The organism is Streptomyces sp. NPDC059994 (assembly GCF_042737755.1).
In the GTDB taxonomy this organism is placed as follows: domain Bacteria; phylum Actinomycetota; class Actinomycetes; order Streptomycetales; family Streptomycetaceae; genus Streptomyces.
Genome location: NZ_JBHWUR010000151.1, coordinates 1 through 14,738 on the forward strand (window position 1 = coordinate 1; position 14,738 = coordinate 14,738).

A 14,738-nucleotide genomic window follows, 5' to 3' on the forward strand; every position below is an offset into this window, starting at 1 on the left:
CTCCTCAAACGCCGGAGGGGCTGAATGTGCCAGGGTGCCGCTCCTCGCACGCCGGAGGGACTGGAGTTACCTAAGGGGCGCGGGGAACTGCGCGAGCAACCACAGTCGGCCCGCAGGCAAAACACCGGGCCCAACAGGAGCGCGGGGAACTGCGCGAGCAACCACAGTCGGCCCGCAGGCAAAACACCGGGCCCAAACGGGGCGCGGGGAACTGCGCGAGCAACCACAGTCGGCCCGCAGGCAAAACACCGGGCCCAAACGGGGCGCGGGGAACCGCGCGAGCAGCCCCCGCCGGACCCGCAGGCGAACAGGGGCCCCCGCCCCGGGGGCCACGCGGCGGAGCCGCAGATGTCACAGCGGGAAGGGGCGGGGCGGGGCCTAGAAGCCTGGCCCGCCCACCCGGTCCGCCGCCGCTGCCAGGCGGCCCCACAGCAGGTCCGCCAGGCCCCGTACCAACTCCGTCCGGGAGCAGGGGCGTTCGCCCAGCCACCAGTCGCCCGCCGCGTGCATCATGCCGACGATCCCGTGGCCCCACACCCGCGCCAGCGCCTCGCTCCCCGGACCCAGGTCGATCCGCTCGGCGATCACGATGCCCAGCTCCTCGCCCATCCGCCGCAGCAGCGGCGCCGAGTGGCGGCCCACGTCGAACCCGGCGTGCTCGCCGCCGCTGGTCTCCTCCGCGGGGTGCATGAGGAAGCGGTACACCTGGGGCCGCGCCTCGATCGCCACGAGGTACGTCTCCAGCGTGGCCTCCACGCGCTCGCGGCGCTCCGCGGGTGCGTCCAGCGCCGCCCGCAGCGCGGCGAGCAGGGCGTCCGTGTGGCGCTGCGCCAGCGCCCGGTACAGCCCGCCCTTGTCCCCGAAGTGCCGGTACAGGATCGGCTTGGTGATCCCGGCCTCCGCGGCGATCGCGTTCATCGATGCCTTGGGGCCGTCCCGGAGCACCACCCGGTCCGCCGCCTCCAGCAGTTCCCGCCGACGGCTCTCGGCCGACGTCCGCTGCTGATCGGCCTGGTGTGTGGTCTCCATGGCTTCGTCTCCCCGCCCGTACTCGTACTGCGTCTTACGTCTCGCGTGGTTCCGCCGACGTGTTCCGCCATCCGGAATGCCTGCGCAACGTAACACTCCGGCCAGGTCCCGCGCTGATCGGCCGACGGTCGGTTGACAGGCTCTACCGGTCAGTAACATACTGCCGTTACCGCAAGTAACGCCTGTCTGTGGCACGGGAAGTGGTGGAGGGGACATGGCCGAGTTCACGATGGAACTCAATGACGACCAGAAGCAGGTCAGGGACTGGTTGCACGGGTTTGCGAAGGACGTCGTCAGGCCCGCCGCCGCGGAGTGGGACGAGCGCGAGGAGACCCCCTGGCCGGTGATCCAGGAAGCCGCCAAGGTCGGAATCTACTCCCTGGACTTCTACGCCCAACAGTTCTTCGACCCGACCGGTCTCGGCATCCCGGTCGCCATGGAGGAGCTGTTCTGGGGCGACGCGGGCATCGCCCTGTCGATCGTCGGGACCGGCCTCGCCGCCGTCGGAGTCCTCGCCAACGGCACCGAGGAGCAGATCGGCACCTGGATACCGCAGATGTACGGCGACGTGGACGACGTGAAGGTCGCCGCCTTCTGCTCCTCCGAGCCGGACGCGGGCTCCGACGTCGCCTCCATGCGGACCAGGGCCGTGTACGACGAGGCCAAGGACGAGTGGGTCCTCAACGGCACCAAGACCTGGGCCACCAACGGCGGCATCGCCAATGTGCACGTCGTCGTCGCGGTCGTCGACCCGGAGCTCGGCTCCAAGGGGCACGCCTCCTTCATCGTGCCGCCCGGCACCCCCGGCCTGTCCCAGGGGCAGAAGTTCAAGAAGCACGGCATCCGCGCCTCGCACACCGCCGAGGTCGTGCTCGAAGACGTCCGGGTGCCCGGGCACTGCCTGCTCGGCGGCAAGGAGAAGCTGGACGAGCGGCTCGCCCGGGCCCGCGAGAAGGCGAAGGCGGGCGGCGGCGTGGGGGTCCCCCCGGCCGAAGGCTGGGGGAGGGTGAAGAACGCCGCCATGGCCACCTTCGAGGCCTCCCGCCCGGCCGTCGGCGCCATGGCGGTCGGCACGGCCCGCGCCGCGTACGACTACGCACTCGAATACGCCAAGGGCCGCGAGCAGTTCGGCCGCCCGATCATCGACAACCAGGGCGTCGCGTTCCAGCTCGCCGACATGCGTACGCAGATCGACGCGGCCCGGCTGCTGGTGTGGCGCGCCTCCTGGATGGCAACGGCCGGCCGGCCCTTCACCTCCGCCGAGGGCTCGATGTCCAAGCTGTTCGCGAGCGAGACCGCCAAGAAGGTCACCGGGCAGGCGATCCAGATCCTCGGCGGCAACGGCTACACCCGCGAGTACCCGGTGGAGCGCATGCACCGCGATGCCGCCATCTACACGATCTTCGAGGGGACCAGCGAGATCCAGCGCCTGGTGATCGCCCGCACGCTCTCGGGCATGCCGATCCGCTAGCCACATCTGCACAGCGGAACACGCGTAGAGCGATCCACAAAAGACCGCCCTCCCAACATCGCCGGGAGGGCGGTCTGCTGCGTCCAACGCAAGATCATGCAGCTTGCGGGAGAACTTTGGGAGATCGTTTCCGCCGGGGAGGTTCCAAGGCGGGAAACGGGCCGAACTCCCGGCGGTCCACGACGACCTTCAACGAGTCCTCCCAGAGCCCCTGGAGGTACTCGGCGATCGCCAGCTCCATCGCCAGTGTCACATGCGAGTACGTGCCCTCGACGCCCTGGAGCACATGCCCCATCCGCGCCTCTACCGCAACCCTAGGGTGATTCCCTTCATCGAGCCAGACCTTCTGCGAGTGACGCAGCCCGTGGGGCGTCAGGCCCTCGACGCCGAGCACGGGGCGCACGCCGGCCCGGGCGCGTGCCCCACGGACAACGCCACGCGGAGCGCGGCCGGACACCAGCGGATGCCAGGTCTCGGTGTACCAGTCGCCACCACGCAGGAGCCGCCCGCCCTTCGGTGCGGTGAAGACCCACTCGCTCTTCGGCCGTGAGTCCAGGAGCTGCTGGAGCAGCCGGGCAAGGAAGGGGGGCAGGATCAGTCCGCGCCCGGAGTCGTACTTGTTGTCGATCTCGGTGAAGACGCCGTTCACGTACTGACTCTGCTGCACCGAGTGCAGGCGGGCACCCTCGCCAGCGTCCTTGAGCGCTAGCTGGTCACGGTGTACGCCGGCGAGCTCGCCAATCCGCAGACCGGTGTAGGCCGACGTCAGGACGATCGCGTACTCGTTGGGCCCCCGCATCTCCAGCGCGTTGCGGGCAATCAACAGGGCCTGTCGGGGTGTTGCGATCACCTTCTCGTCTTTGGGCTTCGGCTTGTACTTGCCCCGTCGCCCCGACGTGCGGGTGGCGATGGGATTGTCGGCGCGGAGCTTCTCCCTGACGGCGTCGTCCATCATCGTCCGGAATGTCGACATGATGGAGTCGGCGTAGTTCTTGGAGTATTGCTGGCGCAGTCCCTTCTCCCAGGTGGAGATGCCCGTGGGGGACAGGTCGGCGACGGCGACTGTGCCCCATTCCGGGATGATGTGGTTCTTCACCCGGAGCCGGTACTCCTTGTCGCTGAGCGGCCCGACATCGATGGACGGCAGCCATGTCTTCGCCCACTTCGCAACGGTGGTCCTCCCGTCGCGGGGGTTGATGAACGTCTTCCGGCGGACGTCAGTCTCAAGGCCGTGGGCGTACTGCTCGGCGGACCGCTCCGTATAGAAGGGGTTCCCGTTGTCGTCGCGGGCGATGGAGCCGTACTTCCCGTTGGGGAGCTTGTACCGGCCCCGATATCGCCACTTGCGGAGTGTGCTGTCCCAGCTGCGCTTCTCGGCGTATGCCATCGAGTGACCTCGCTGCGTTAGACCGTTGCCTGCGGGCCGTTGGGGGCGGCCATGCAGGCGCGGCGACTAGCTGCTCACCCGGCGAGACCGGTGAGCAGCTCCTGAAGGTGTCGAACTTCCGGCCAATCGCCCTCAGGGGAGTCGTCGAGTTGCTTCCTGAGGATCTCCACCTCAACTTCGGTCATCCGGCCGACATCGACGACCAGGACCTTGCGGCCGTTACATCTCAGCGCCCACGCGCGCGCGCCGTGCGGCATGCCTGTTGTACGAAGAACCATCGCTCGCACTGGTCCCCCAAAACCATCCGAGTGTGGCCCTCTCGTCGGTATCAGGACATGACATCACACTTGCAGGCTGCATGTGCAGGGGGCGGAGTGACTGAACGAACTGAATGTGGCAGCTAGTTGGCAGCGTCGGTCGACTCGCCGCCGTCAACGAGGTTCTGTAGGAGATGCTGCGCTTTCGCCCAGGCGAGCAGGTCCCGGCGGATCTGCTCAGGGCTCGCGTCAGGCTTGCCCTTGACAACGACGATCATCTTCGCCTCAGACCCGAGGGGAGTCAGGTCGAGAACCGTCGTGTCCAAAAGCGAACCGTCCGCAAGTTCCTGCTGAATGCGCAGCGGCAGGGCCGGAGATTCGAGCGGGGCTGCCTGGGTTCGCGGCTGCGGCGTGGGGTCTCCGCCGGCCAGGACGGCCTCTCCTGATCCGGGCGCCCAGCCGAGAGCTTGCTCGACCTTCGGCAGGGAGCTGGGCAGGCGCTTCCTCTCCCGGCCGGACTCCAGGTTCTGGACGGTCGCTTCGCTGACCCCGGCGGCTTCCGCGAGGCCGACCTGGGTGTAGTCCATCTCGTCGCGCCGCGCCACGATGGCTGCGGCCAGGCGCGCCCAGTCCCAAAGCATGCGCTCATCATGCCTGAGCCCCAGGCAACACGCACCCATCGCTACACGTAAACGACCTGTATCGATCGGTGCACGCCGCTCACTTTTGTTGCCTTTTTAAGCGCCTCCCGGCGCACGTGGTGCCCGCTGCGCGCCCGTCGCACGGCACCCAGTGCCCCAGCGGGCACCTAGAAAAGACGGCTAAACACCTAATTAATCCGGCGCAACACCTTGCAATGCCGCTCCACCCCACTTACTTTAGGTGTCGTGACACCGAACGGAGCCGCAATCAGAGCCTTCCGTGAACTGCGCGGACTGAGCCTGAGACGGCTCGCACACCTCATCGATCGGGACCCCGGCTACCTCTCGCACATTGAGACGGAACAGCAAGGGGCGGGAGTGCAAACCCTGACCCGGATCGCCAAGCGCCTGAAAGTGCCTATTGAAGCCATCACAAGGGAGAAGCCTCGTGACCAGGACTGACCTGGCCCACGCCCCCGAAGAAACGCCCCCCGCCCTGGACACCCTCATCGAGCGCCTCGCCGTCGCGGTGGAGGCGCTGACCCAGCAGATGCGGCCCGTTGACCCCGAGCTCCAGTGCTACACGCCGGCCGAAGCGGGGGACCTCCTGCGAAAGACCGAAAACTGGGTGGTCGAGGCGATGCAGGACCGCCGCGTCCCCTTCACGTACATCGGCAAGTCGCCCCGCATGACGTCCGCCCACATCCGATGGGTCTTGGCGAACGGCGAGCTGACACCCGGCCGGTACGCCAAGTCCGCCGCCTAGGCGGCATGCGGCCCCAACCGCCGGCCCTACACCGGCAGCCGGGGCCACTGCGGCCGATGGCCGCGTGATCCACACCGAGATCCCAGAGAACTGGAGCGTGGACCATGTCCACATTCTCGCAAAACCCCGATCCGATCACCACGTTCGCTGAGTTGGCTGCTGAGACGGTGGTCGCTCCGACGTGGCAGATCGTGTTCGACGCGGCCGAGGAGCACCTGGCGGCGACGCGTCCGAGCGAGTTCGACACGGAGGACATCGGCCGTACCGCGTGGTCCTGGCTGAAGGAGCCGGAGCGCGAGTCGGCGCTGGACGTCCTGTTCTACACGTACTGGTCCGCGCAGGTGAATGACGCGGAGGAGCTGGCGCGGTTCGAGCGGGAGCGTGCCCCTCGTGCGGCTCTGCGGGAGCGGCTGGCGGAGTTCCGGTCGCTGGCTGACAGGTCGCGTCCGGTGCCGTATGCGCTGCTCGCGGACATCGCGACGCTCGCCGAGCAGCTCATGGGCGGTGCGTCATGAAGTGCGCAGACCCGAAGCCTGACGGTACTTACGAGGAGTGCGACCGCGACCTTGGCCACTCCGGTGACCACGCCTACCTGAACCGCCGGTGGCCGCGTCTGACTCCGGCCGAGCCCGACTGGGATGTGCAGGAGCTGCTGGATGCGGCACTGCCGCGTGACGCCTGGGGTGTGCAGGAGCGCAGCTATCCGGTGGTCGTGATCGAGACGGTCGCGAAGGTGATCTGGGTCGACGCGGAGAACCAGGACCGGGCCCTTGGCTACTACGAGGACGACTGGTCGGACGTCCCGTTGAGTGGCGCCGACACGATCAGCGCGGACTTGGAGTTCCGGCGCCCGGACCGCTTCGAGTTGAAGGAGGCGCTTGAGGCGCGGCGCAGCGGGGTGAAGGTCGGCCCGCTGGTGGCTTGCCCGGACTGTGGTGTTACGGCGTTCTGCCGGGAGTGGTTCCACAAGCCGCTGCGCAGGTGCCACGGCCCGATCGAGTGGCGCGAGAACAGTAGGGCGACGTCTCCGAGTTGGCGGTATCGGCGCGAGTTCAGGACGACGCCGGTGTACGACGCGGCCCGTCAGGCGGTGACGTCATGAGCGCCCGTGACCGTCTTCAGATCCTCCATGACGCGGCGCTTCAGCAGCCGTCGCTGCGGTGGACGTCCGGCCTCGTGCAACGCCTGTACCAGCAGCACGGGCACGACGTGCCGCATCGTCGGACCGCGAAGGACGACCTCGCGCTGCTGGCCCGTCAGGGGCTGCTCCGCGCGTGCGGGCCGGAGAACGGCCGCTACTACCTCTTCAACTCCTGGTCTGGGAGCACGCGATGAGCATCGACCCGAACCCGATCGGTCTCCCGCCGCGTAGTCGCAGCGACTGGGACGTACCGCTGGCGGACGTCGAGGCAGAGATCGTCCAGATTTCCGCCCGCGCCCACGCTGCGCAGCCCAATCCGGATGGTGCGCACGTCGAGTGCTGGCACCAGTTCCTGGACATCGACCCCGATCTGCGGGGCCGCGACTACGCACCCAAGACCGAGCGCACCCATGGAGGGGCGTCATGAACAACCCTGAGCTCGCGGCCGTGTTCTCCGAGGCCGCTGACTCGATCCGTGCGAACGGCCTCCTGAAGGGGACCTTCGTCACCTATCGGGGACCGGCCGGGACGCTGCCGGTGATGGACCCGCTCGGCGCCCTCTCTCAGGCCATCACGGGCAAGCCGGTTCCGCCGGACGCCTTCGACCAGTGCGACGACCTGTACCAGGAAGCCGTCTGGTTCCTGTCCAGCAGGATCTCTTCCCCGGTCGTCGACGACGACCCGGAAGAGCGGATCGCCGACTGGGGCGACCACGAGGACCGCACTGCCGACCAGGTAGTTGCCGCGCTCACGTCGGCAGCCGTCGCCGTTGTTGACCTTCCGGCCGGTCTGGGGGTGGCGGCGTGACCACCTTCGACATTGCCGAGCAGCGCTCAGAGAAGTCCGAGGATCCGCTGCTGTTCATGTTCGGGTTCACGTCGGGCTGCACGGTGGCCGCGACGGGCGGTGACGGCTACCGGGAGTTCCGGCAGATGGAGTCGGACGCCGCGCTGGCCGGGTTCTTGGAGGGCCTGGCGTCGGTGCGGGCCCGGACGGCGAAGCCCCGGGACTACGTGCGCTACACCGCCGGTCGCGCGAAGGCGGTGGCCGCATGATCCGCGCCCTGCTCCTGGACATTGCAACAGCCGCCCTGCCTGCCGGGCTGATCCGCCTCGGCCACCACCTCTGGACCACCGAACCCACTGGGGGAACCTCATGACCGGACCCGAGCACTACCGCGAGGCCGAGCGACTCACCGACCGCGCCCACCACTACATCTACGGCGACGGCGTGGACCTGGTCAAGAGCGCCGCCCTGGCCGCCGCCGCGCAGGTCCACGCGACGCTCGCCCTCACTGCCGCGACCGCCATGCAGGCTGCTGTCGACGGGAGCGAGCCCGGCATGGGCTTGCCTGAGTTCGCGGCCTGGTACGAGGCCGCCGGGGTCAAGCCCGCGAAGGGCGCGGACCGTGGGTAGCCGCAACTGCCCCTTCTGCCCGGGCTGGGAGGACCGTGCGACCCGCTTCGCGAACGCGGCCGCGCTGCTCAGCCTCCTGCTGAGCGACCCGGCGGTCCCTGGGCACATCCGGGCGCGGCGCCGCGAGGTGTGCCAGACCCCTATCGACGCGAACGCCCTGGACCTCGCGACCCGCCTCGCGATCGCCGAGCGGCAGGTGGGCGAGTTGGACGCCGAGGTCATGCGACTGCGTGCCGAGAACGCCGCGCTCAAGCAGACCCCCGAGGTGCCCGCATGACCGCCGCCGACGCGGCCCGCCGCGACCACACCCCGGAGGACTGACCCATGTCCGACTACGACGACATGACCAACGCGGACGTGATGTCCGCCAGCGAGATGGCCGAGTACGAGCGTGACGCCGAGTTCGCCCTCGACGCCGCCGACGAACGCGAAGCGCTGGAACGCGAGAAGGCCGAAGAGGCCGCGATGACCTCGGATGGCCACGAGTGCCAGGCTGAGTTCATCGACGGCTCATGGGACTACTGCGGCTGCGACGACTGCAACGACCGGGAGGCTGCTGACGCCGAGGAATGGCGGCCGGGCCAGTGCGACCGCTGCTACGGCGAGACCGTCAGCGGTCCGCTCGGCGACGTCCACTGTGCCTGCGCCATCGGCCAGGGCGCCGACCCAGAGGACTGCCAGTGCGGCCCCGAGGACGACTCGGAGGCGGCGTCATGAGCCTCGCCCTTCCAGGCCTGCGCCGCCGTGAGGCCCGCCACAGCGCGGACGGCCAACTCCGGGCCACACAGCGGCAGCTCGCCGCCTGCCAGGCCGGCAACGCCGCACAGCTCAACTGGCGGAAGGCAGCCGACGTCTACTTCGAGCAGCTGCTCGCCGACCGGGCCGACGTGTACGCCGCCTGGCAGCAGGCGACGCAGCGCGCCGCCGAGGCGGAGATGGTCGCAGTCTGCGCCCAGGCCGACCTCGACGACATGACCGCCGAACGCGACCAGCTGGCGGCGGAGAACACGGCGCTGCGTGCCCAGCTCGCCAACGCGCAGGCGCTCACCGTTCCGGCCGCGCACCGCGACATCGACCCCGACGACCAGCCCACCGATCCGATCGGCGTCAGGGTCACCACCTTGTGGGACGCGCTCAACGCACACGGGCCCGTCATCCCCGTCGCGCCCATCGCCATGGTGCCGGGCGACGCGGACCCGGCCGGCATCCCGAGTTCGGTCGCCCGATCGACCGCAGGGGAGGTGGCGTAGATGGACCCGTATTTCGAGGACACGGACGCCGGGATTGCGCTCTACCTCGGCAACAACCGAGTCGTGCTGCCTGCGCTGCCTGATGCCAGCATCGATTCGATCGTCACCGACCCGCCCTACGAACTGGGTTTCATGGGCAAGGGGTGGGATGCCTCCGGGATCGCCTACAACGTCGACGTGTGGCGGCAGTGCTGGCGGGTCCTCAAGCCAGGTGGGCACCTACTCGCGTTCGGCGGCACCCGCACCTACCACCGGATGGCCGTCGCCATCGAGGACGCCGGCTTCGAGATCCGCGACTCCTTGCACTGGATCTACGGGTCGGGGTTTCCCAAGGGCCAGGACATCGCCAAGTGCATCGACAAGCGGCGCGATAAGTGCATCGATAAGCGGCGCGATGACCGACAGCAGGTTCTGCAAGTAACGGCGTGGCTGGCCGCGGCCCGTGACGCGGCCGGGTGGACAAACCGGCAGATCGATGCCCTGTTTGGCTACAGCGGAATGGGCGGGCTGTGGACCACCCAGGGCAAGGCGGCGATAGTTCCGCGGCCCGAGCAGTGGGACCGGCTCCGCAACGAACTCGGCTTTGACGACACGGAGATACGCCCGGTCGTTGCGGAGCTGAACGGTCGCAAGGGGACTACGGGCGAGGCCTGGACGCTGCGCGAGGTCATCGGCACCCGCAACGCCCCCACACGCAAGAGCGATCACCTGTTCGGCGACTACAGCGGGGACGACCGTGTTACCGCCCCGTCGTCCGACGCAGCCCGTCAGTGGGAGGGCTGGAACACGGCCCTGAAGCCAGCGCACGAGCCGATTGTCCTGGCCCGCAAGTCGACTGGCTACGAATCGACTGTTGCGAACGTTCTGCTGTACGGCACCGGCGCCCTGAACATCGACAGCTGCCGGACCGCGGCCGGGCAGGACTACCGCGAGAAGTGCGCATCCGTCGTCGGCATCGACAGCCCCCGCAACGGCGACGCCTACGGCGCGTGGACCGGCGCCCGCGAGGATTCCGCACACACCGCGGGCCGGTGGCCGACAAACGTGCTCCTTGGCCACGGGCCCGACTGCGTCGACGGTGGGGACTGCCAGACCGGGTGCCCCGTCGCCGAGATGGACGCACAGAGTGGTATCCGGAAGGCAGGAGAGCGGCCCGCGAACCGCGCAGGCGTCGGTTACATGGGCGGCGCCACAGGAACCCGAGGCGAACGAACCGTCCTCGACTCCGGCGGCGCCTCCCGGTTCTTCCCCGTCTTCCGGTACGAGGCCAAGGCGCCCGCGTCCGAGCGTCCCCGCCTCGCGGATGGAACCGCGCACACCACGGTCAAACCGCTCGACTTGATGCGTTGGCTGATCCGTCTGGTCACGCCACCCGGCGGCCGGATCCTCGACCCTTTCGCTGGGAGTGGCACGACGCTCGAAGCGGCCGTCATCGAGGGCTTCACCGCTATCGGGATTGAGCGTGAACGCCCGCACGCCGAGTTGTGTGTGGTGCGGCTGTCCAGGCCCATCGAGCCGACTCTGTTCGGCGTCCTTCCCTGATCCGGCCCGCCGTGCCGCGGATGACGTCTGGCCCCGGCACGGCAGGGCCCCCACCGCCAAGTAACTGAACGCCCCGCCAGGCGAAGTGGCGGGGCATCCCACCCCGATCATCTCAGGAGTACCCCAGTGACCAGTGATCTCATCGCCCAGACGGGAATGTCCGAGTACGACTTCATGGAGTTCGAGTGCTTCGTCTCCAAGGTCAACATCGAAGGCTTCCTCTACGCCGCCGACAACTACAGCCCCAGGTTCGAATCCCCTGAACTCCAGGCCGCCACAGAGGACTTGTCCGACCTTCGCGCCTTCTACCGCAAGCACCTGCCGACGGTCGAGGCCTGGTACGAGGAAGTCGGCGGAGAGAAGGCCTGCGACCTGCACAACGACCACGTCGACGAGTCCCGCAAGCGCATCGAAGACGCACGGCTGTGGGGCGTGCTGTGCACCGACGGCTACGTCATCACCTGCGACAACGAGGAAGCCCGGGAGCGGTGGATCGCCGAGCTCCAGGAGAGCGCGGGCAAGGGCTGGCGGGTCCCCGCCATGCGGGTGTATCGAACGGTCCCGGGCGGCAAGTGGACCGAGACGCCGCTGGACGCGGCATGAGGGCCCGCGCCACGCTCGCGGCCCTGGCCGCCGTCTCTGCCCTGCTGCTGACCGGCTGCACGGACAACACCGACTGCGACGGGGCTGGAACACCGGCCCCGATCGGGCAGGCCGCACCGGCGGCGATGACCACCAGCAAGCCGAAGCCGGTCAAGCCCGCCAAGCCCAAGGCCGTGAAGCCGAAGACCAAGCCGACGCCGGTGAAGACCGTCCACCACGATCACGACGACTGTGAGGACGACGACTGATGGCGCGCTTCCTCATCGGCCTACTCCTCGGCGCCGCCGCTGCCGGCATCACCTGGGCGGCCAGCCACCACGGCTCGTGGGCGCTCATCGCCGCAATCGTCGTCGCCGTCCTCGTCTGGTTCGGCGAGTTCATCCTCGACGACCTCCTCTAACCCCACCCCAGACCGGCCGTCGAGCCCCGTGGCTCCGGCCGATGCCAGGCCCGCTCCACCAGCCCCCGTCGCCCGGGGCGGGCCTGGTCCAACACACCTTTCAGGAGCAGCACATGAGCAACGACAGCCCCGCGAAAGGCGCCGCGCCACTGCGGTGCACCGACTGCAATGACGAGGACGGCCCCTTCACCCGAGACGGCCTCTGCGAGGACTGCACTCCTGCCGGGGAACTGCGCAGCGCCCTGGAGGACGGCGGCCACCTCAACGACAACGCCCGGCGCCTCATGGACGCCTACGCCGCCGACGTCCTGCGCAAGGAAGCCGACAAGCTCCGCACGATCCCCGGCTGCGAGGACGCCGCCCGCATCATCGACAACACCGCGCAGGGGCTGACCCAGTGACCGCCGCCGTTGAGGCCGAAGCCCCGCAGATCATCGACGGCCTGTCCGCCGACGACTACCACGCGGACCGCACCTCGGTCTCCTCGTCGGGCCTGCGCGCCCTGCTCGCGCCTGGCTGCCCCGCCCAGTTCAAGTACGACCGCGACAACCCGCGGCCGCCGAAGAAGGAGTTCGACCTCGGCAACGCCGTCCACACGGCGGTGCTGGGGGAGGGGCACGACATCGTCGTCCTCGATTACCCGGACTGGAAGAAGAAGGAAGCCCAGACCAAGCGCGACGAGGCTTACGCCGCAGGCAAGGTGCCGCTCCTGCCGAAGGAGGAGAAGCAGGTCGACGAGATGGCCGCCGCCATCCGCCGCCACAAGGACGCCGGCCCGCTCTTCGCCCCTGGCATGGGCATCCCCGAGCGGTCGATCTACTGGACCGACCCGGCTACCGGTGTCCGCTGCCGGGTCCGCCCCGACTGGCTGATCGTTCAGCCAGAGATCACCGTGATCGTCGACCTTAAGACGACGACCGACGCCAGCCCCGACGCGTGCAGTAAGGCCATCGAGTCGTACAGCTACCACCAGCAGGGCGCCCTCTACGTCGACGGTGTTCAGGCCGCAGGGCTCGCCCCCGAAGGCGCCCGGTTCTTCTTCGCCTTCCAGTCCAAGAAGGCCCCTTACCTGATCACGGTCCGCGAGCTGTCCGACCAGGACCAGGACATCGGCCGCGGGCGCAACGAGACCGCCCTGCGCATCTACCGCGACTGCGTCGCCAACGACGAATGGCCCGACTGGACCGGGTCCGTCGACACCATCCCCCAGATCGGAATGCCGAGCTGGGCCACCATCCGCCAAGCCGAGGAGTTTTTGAAGTGACCTCGAACGAGATCGCCACCCGCGACGAAGAGACCGCAGCGGTCGTCGCCCACCTCAACGCCAGCCCGTCCACCGAGTCGGAGCTGGAGGCGTGGGCCCGCGACGCCATCGCCATCTCCCAGATCTCCGCGAACATCGCCACCACCAGCCTGGCCGGCGCGTACCGCGGCAAGCCCGACGAGGTCACTGCCGTGATCCTCGCTGGACACGAGCTGGGCATCCAGCCGATGACCTCCCTCAAGTCCATCGACGTCATCCAGGGGCAGCCGGCTCTGCGGGCACACGCCATGCGCGGCCTGCTCCAGTCCAAGGGGCACGAGATCGAGCTCCTCGAATCCACCGCCTCCTACTGCAAGATGCGCGGTCGCCGGAAGGGCGCCGACAAGTGGCAGGAAGTCGAGTGGGACATCGACCGCGCCCGCCAGCTGGGCCTGCTCAACAAGGACCAGTGGAAGAAGCAGCCGAAGACCATGCTGATCAACCGGGCCACCGGTGAGATCTGCCGCCTCGTCGCCTCCGACGCCCTCCATGGCATGCCGTATGCGGCCGAGGAGCTCGACGGGTACGTGACCGGCGACTTCGTTCGACCGCAGCGCACACCACTGTCCATCGCCGCACTTACCGCCCCGACCGCCGAGGCTCAGCGGACGGACACCTCGGACGTGGTGGACGTCGACGCCAACGCCGACGACGAGCACGCGACCGCCGTTCAGGAACTCCGGGCCTTCGCCAACGAGCAGGGCATCACCGGCGACATCGACCTCCTCGCCTACGAGGCGCTCGGCGCACCCCTCGACGACGTGTCCGCCAACGCCATCCGCGAGCTCGTCGGCAGGCTGCGCACCGCGGCTGCAAACCAGACGGCGGGTGCCGCGTGAGCATCAACCACCGCACCGAAGCCGAGGAGCACCTGAAGGTGGCCGCCCGCGAGTTCCTCGCCCCCGAGGGCGACCCGACGCACGCGCTGGCCGCAGCCCAGGTCCACGCCACCCTCGCCCGCGACGAGGAGCAGGCAACCCGGACCGCCGACATGCGGGACGCGCTCCGGCTGCTGCGCGGTCGCGAGTACGACGTTCGCAAGCTCGTCTCCACACACATCGCCAAGGCCCTCGCCAGTCGGGAACCGAACCGGTGGAAGGCCGGGCTCGAACTCGCCAAGGCCCTCGACATGGCCGACTGCAACATGGACGACGCCATCGACGCCCGGCTCTCCGACGACGGCTGGGACGCACGCTCCGCCTGGCAGGCCCCCGACTCCGCCGTCCCTGCCAGCGACCCATGGGCAACGAAGCCCGACATCACCGGCCAGGTCCCTGAGCCGGTCCGCCGGGTTCTTGCCGAGTACCTGGCCGCCGCGCTCCTCAGTAAAGGGGACGCCCAGGGTGTGGGCCAGACGATCACCTTCGCCCTGAAGCACGTAGGCGCCGACTTCACCGGCGACATCGAGAAGCAGATCACCGCAATCACCCTCGGCGCCGACCCGACCGACCCGCCGTTCTAGCCCATCCCGTTCGGGGGGGGGGGGCGGCCCGAAATAAGGGCCCCCCCACCACCGAAACACACCCAAGAGG

General features: G+C 68.9%; 25 protein-coding genes. 21 read left to right on the forward strand and 4 right to left on the reverse strand.

Annotated elements, in window-relative coordinates; genetic code table 11:
- Positions 1-378: 378 nt before the first annotated feature.
- Positions 379-1,029: a TetR family transcriptional regulator gene (locus ACFWA7_RS37315; protein WP_385540158.1), complete on the reverse strand. Its 651-nt coding sequence runs from the start codon at positions 1,027-1,029 to the stop codon at positions 379-381.
- Between the two features lie 214 nt (positions 1,030-1,243).
- On the opposite strand from ACFWA7_RS37315, the gene ACFWA7_RS37320 reads away from it, so the two are divergent.
- Complete coding sequence (locus tag ACFWA7_RS37320; protein WP_385827564.1) at positions 1,244-2,500, forward strand: acyl-CoA dehydrogenase family protein; 1,257 nt, start codon at positions 1,244-1,246, stop codon at positions 2,498-2,500.
- Positions 2,501-2,594: 94 nt separating this feature from the next.
- Here the strand turns inward: ACFWA7_RS37320 and ACFWA7_RS37325 are convergent, their stop codons facing one another.
- From ACFWA7_RS37325 to ACFWA7_RS37335, 3 genes are all read right to left on the reverse strand, one after another.
- The gene (locus ACFWA7_RS37325) at positions 2,595-3,887 is read right to left on the reverse strand and encodes a tyrosine-type recombinase/integrase (RefSeq protein WP_385827566.1); all 1,293 of its coding nucleotides are present in this window, start codon (positions 3,885-3,887) and stop codon (positions 2,595-2,597) included.
- Between the two features lie 74 nt (positions 3,888-3,961).
- Positions 3,962-4,144: a hypothetical protein gene (locus ACFWA7_RS37330; protein ID WP_385827568.1), complete on the reverse strand. Its 183-nt coding sequence runs from the start codon at positions 4,142-4,144 to the stop codon at positions 3,962-3,964.
- 143 nt (positions 4,145-4,287) lie between these two features.
- A complete protein-coding gene (locus ACFWA7_RS37335; protein ID WP_385827570.1) occupies positions 4,288-4,785 on the reverse strand; it encodes a helix-turn-helix domain-containing protein in 498 nt (165 codons plus the stop codon).
- Between the two features lie 246 nt (positions 4,786-5,031).
- Between ACFWA7_RS37335 and ACFWA7_RS37340 the strand changes: the two genes are divergently transcribed.
- The 20 genes from ACFWA7_RS37340 to ACFWA7_RS37435 all read left to right on the forward strand — a co-directional run bounded on the left by ACFWA7_RS37340 (position 5,032) and on the right by ACFWA7_RS37435 (position 14,668).
- The gene (locus tag ACFWA7_RS37340; RefSeq protein WP_385827572.1) at positions 5,032-5,247 is read left to right on the forward strand and encodes a helix-turn-helix domain-containing protein; all 216 of its coding nucleotides are present in this window, start codon (positions 5,032-5,034) and stop codon (positions 5,245-5,247) included.
- On the forward strand, positions 5,234-5,551 hold the full coding sequence (locus ACFWA7_RS37345; protein ID WP_385827574.1) for a hypothetical protein: 318 nt from the start codon (positions 5,234-5,236) through the stop codon (positions 5,549-5,551). The genes ACFWA7_RS37340 and ACFWA7_RS37345 overlap by 14 nt, the downstream gene beginning before the upstream one ends.
- Before the next feature lie 104 nt (positions 5,552-5,655).
- The gene (locus ACFWA7_RS37350) at positions 5,656-6,066 is read left to right on the forward strand and encodes a hypothetical protein (protein ID WP_385827576.1); all 411 of its coding nucleotides are present in this window, start codon (positions 5,656-5,658) and stop codon (positions 6,064-6,066) included.
- A complete protein-coding gene (locus tag ACFWA7_RS37355) occupies positions 6,063-6,653 on the forward strand; it encodes a hypothetical protein (RefSeq protein ID WP_385827578.1) in 591 nt (196 codons plus the stop codon). Before ACFWA7_RS37350 ends, ACFWA7_RS37355 begins: the two co-directional genes overlap by 4 nt.
- Positions 6,650-6,886 (forward strand): hypothetical protein, encoded by a 237-nt coding sequence (locus tag ACFWA7_RS37360; protein ID WP_385827580.1) that lies wholly within the window; start codon positions 6,650-6,652, stop codon positions 6,884-6,886. The genes ACFWA7_RS37355 and ACFWA7_RS37360 overlap by 4 nt, the downstream gene beginning before the upstream one ends.
- The gene (locus ACFWA7_RS37365; protein ID WP_385827582.1) at positions 6,883-7,119 is read left to right on the forward strand and encodes a hypothetical protein; all 237 of its coding nucleotides are present in this window, start codon (positions 6,883-6,885) and stop codon (positions 7,117-7,119) included. Before ACFWA7_RS37360 ends, ACFWA7_RS37365 begins: the two co-directional genes overlap by 4 nt.
- The gene (locus ACFWA7_RS37370) at positions 7,116-7,499 is read left to right on the forward strand and encodes a hypothetical protein (RefSeq protein ID WP_385827584.1); all 384 of its coding nucleotides are present in this window, start codon (positions 7,116-7,118) and stop codon (positions 7,497-7,499) included. The genes ACFWA7_RS37365 and ACFWA7_RS37370 overlap by 4 nt, the downstream gene beginning before the upstream one ends.
- On the forward strand, positions 7,496-7,747 hold the full coding sequence (locus ACFWA7_RS37375) for a hypothetical protein (RefSeq protein WP_385827586.1): 252 nt from the start codon (positions 7,496-7,498) through the stop codon (positions 7,745-7,747). The genes ACFWA7_RS37370 and ACFWA7_RS37375 overlap by 4 nt, the downstream gene beginning before the upstream one ends.
- 100 nt (positions 7,748-7,847) lie before the next feature.
- Positions 7,848-8,108: a hypothetical protein gene (locus ACFWA7_RS37380; RefSeq protein ID WP_385827588.1), complete on the forward strand. Its 261-nt coding sequence runs from the start codon at positions 7,848-7,850 to the stop codon at positions 8,106-8,108.
- The gene (locus tag ACFWA7_RS37385; protein ID WP_385827590.1) at positions 8,101-8,385 is read left to right on the forward strand and encodes a hypothetical protein; all 285 of its coding nucleotides are present in this window, start codon (positions 8,101-8,103) and stop codon (positions 8,383-8,385) included. The genes ACFWA7_RS37380 and ACFWA7_RS37385 overlap by 8 nt, the downstream gene beginning before the upstream one ends.
- Positions 8,386-8,432: 47 nt before the next feature.
- Entirely contained in the window at positions 8,433-8,825 is a 393-nt protein-coding gene (locus tag ACFWA7_RS37390; protein ID WP_385827592.1) for a hypothetical protein, read from the forward strand.
- The gene (locus tag ACFWA7_RS37395; RefSeq protein ID WP_385827594.1) at positions 8,822-9,358 is read left to right on the forward strand and encodes a hypothetical protein; all 537 of its coding nucleotides are present in this window, start codon (positions 8,822-8,824) and stop codon (positions 9,356-9,358) included. The genes ACFWA7_RS37390 and ACFWA7_RS37395 overlap by 4 nt, the downstream gene beginning before the upstream one ends.
- Entirely contained in the window at positions 9,359-10,900 is a 1,542-nt protein-coding gene (locus tag ACFWA7_RS37400) for a DNA methyltransferase (protein ID WP_385827596.1), read from the forward strand.
- Positions 10,901-11,026: 126 nt separating this feature from the next.
- The gene (locus tag ACFWA7_RS37405) at positions 11,027-11,503 is read left to right on the forward strand and encodes a hypothetical protein (RefSeq protein ID WP_385827598.1); all 477 of its coding nucleotides are present in this window, start codon (positions 11,027-11,029) and stop codon (positions 11,501-11,503) included.
- Positions 11,500-11,751, forward strand: a complete 252-nt coding sequence (locus ACFWA7_RS37410) for a hypothetical protein (RefSeq protein ID WP_385827600.1) — start codon at positions 11,500-11,502, stop codon at positions 11,749-11,751. The genes ACFWA7_RS37405 and ACFWA7_RS37410 overlap by 4 nt, the downstream gene beginning before the upstream one ends.
- Positions 11,751-11,903, forward strand: coding sequence for a hypothetical protein (locus ACFWA7_RS37415; protein ID WP_385827602.1), 153 nt, complete (start codon positions 11,751-11,753; stop codon positions 11,901-11,903). The genes ACFWA7_RS37410 and ACFWA7_RS37415 overlap by 1 nt, the downstream gene beginning before the upstream one ends.
- Positions 11,904-12,016: 113 nt before the next feature.
- Entirely contained in the window at positions 12,017-12,304 is a 288-nt protein-coding gene (locus ACFWA7_RS37420; RefSeq protein ID WP_385827604.1) for a hypothetical protein, read from the forward strand.
- Complete coding sequence (locus ACFWA7_RS37425) at positions 12,301-13,167, forward strand: PD-(D/E)XK nuclease-like domain-containing protein (protein WP_385827606.1); 867 nt, start codon at positions 12,301-12,303, stop codon at positions 13,165-13,167. The genes ACFWA7_RS37420 and ACFWA7_RS37425 overlap by 4 nt, the downstream gene beginning before the upstream one ends.
- Complete coding sequence (locus ACFWA7_RS37430; RefSeq protein ID WP_385827608.1) at positions 13,164-14,045, forward strand: hypothetical protein; 882 nt, start codon at positions 13,164-13,166, stop codon at positions 14,043-14,045. The genes ACFWA7_RS37425 and ACFWA7_RS37430 overlap by 4 nt, the downstream gene beginning before the upstream one ends.
- On the forward strand, positions 14,042-14,668 hold the full coding sequence (locus ACFWA7_RS37435) for a hypothetical protein (RefSeq protein ID WP_385827610.1): 627 nt from the start codon (positions 14,042-14,044) through the stop codon (positions 14,666-14,668). The genes ACFWA7_RS37430 and ACFWA7_RS37435 overlap by 4 nt, the downstream gene beginning before the upstream one ends.
- Positions 14,669-14,738 lie beyond the last annotated feature (70 nt).

Bases quoted from the DNA above. Each gene is read 5' to 3' on its own strand.
- ACFWA7_RS37420 (WP_385827604.1), top strand. From the start codon at position 12,017: ATGAGCAACGACAGCCCCGCGAAAGGCGCCGCGCCACTGCGGTGCACC.
- ACFWA7_RS37360 (WP_385827580.1), top strand. From the start codon at position 6,650: ATGAGCGCCCGTGACCGTCTTCAGATCCTCCATGACGCGGCGCTTCAG.
- ACFWA7_RS37390 (WP_385827592.1), top strand. From the start codon at position 8,433: ATGTCCGACTACGACGACATGACCAACGCGGACGTGATGTCCGCCAGC.
- ACFWA7_RS37350 (WP_385827576.1), top strand. From the start codon at position 5,656: ATGTCCACATTCTCGCAAAACCCCGATCCGATCACCACGTTCGCTGAG.
- ACFWA7_RS37370 (WP_385827584.1), top strand. From the start codon at position 7,116: ATGAACAACCCTGAGCTCGCGGCCGTGTTCTCCGAGGCCGCTGACTCG.
- ACFWA7_RS37315 (WP_385540158.1), bottom strand. From the start codon at position 1,029: ATGGAGACCACACACCAGGCCGATCAGCAGCGGACGTCGGCCGAGAGC.
- ACFWA7_RS37330 (WP_385827568.1), bottom strand. From the start codon at position 4,144: ATGCCGCACGGCGCGCGCGCGTGGGCGCTGAGATGTAACGGCCGCAAG.
- ACFWA7_RS37380 (WP_385827588.1), top strand. From the start codon at position 7,848: ATGACCGGACCCGAGCACTACCGCGAGGCCGAGCGACTCACCGACCGC.
- ACFWA7_RS37410 (WP_385827600.1), top strand. From the start codon at position 11,500: ATGAGGGCCCGCGCCACGCTCGCGGCCCTGGCCGCCGTCTCTGCCCTG.
- ACFWA7_RS37325 (WP_385827566.1), bottom strand. From the start codon at position 3,887: ATGGCATACGCCGAGAAGCGCAGCTGGGACAGCACACTCCGCAAGTGG.
- ACFWA7_RS37335 (WP_385827570.1), bottom strand. From the start codon at position 4,785: ATGCTTTGGGACTGGGCGCGCCTGGCCGCAGCCATCGTGGCGCGGCGC.
- ACFWA7_RS37400 (WP_385827596.1), top strand. From the start codon at position 9,359: ATGGACCCGTATTTCGAGGACACGGACGCCGGGATTGCGCTCTACCTC.
- ACFWA7_RS37395 (WP_385827594.1), top strand. From the start codon at position 8,822: ATGAGCCTCGCCCTTCCAGGCCTGCGCCGCCGTGAGGCCCGCCACAGC.
- ACFWA7_RS37355 (WP_385827578.1), top strand. From the start codon at position 6,063: ATGAAGTGCGCAGACCCGAAGCCTGACGGTACTTACGAGGAGTGCGAC.
- ACFWA7_RS37365 (WP_385827582.1), top strand. From the start codon at position 6,883: ATGAGCATCGACCCGAACCCGATCGGTCTCCCGCCGCGTAGTCGCAGC.
- ACFWA7_RS37320 (WP_385827564.1), top strand. From the start codon at position 1,244: ATGGCCGAGTTCACGATGGAACTCAATGACGACCAGAAGCAGGTCAGG.
- ACFWA7_RS37415 (WP_385827602.1), top strand. From the start codon at position 11,751: ATGGCGCGCTTCCTCATCGGCCTACTCCTCGGCGCCGCCGCTGCCGGC.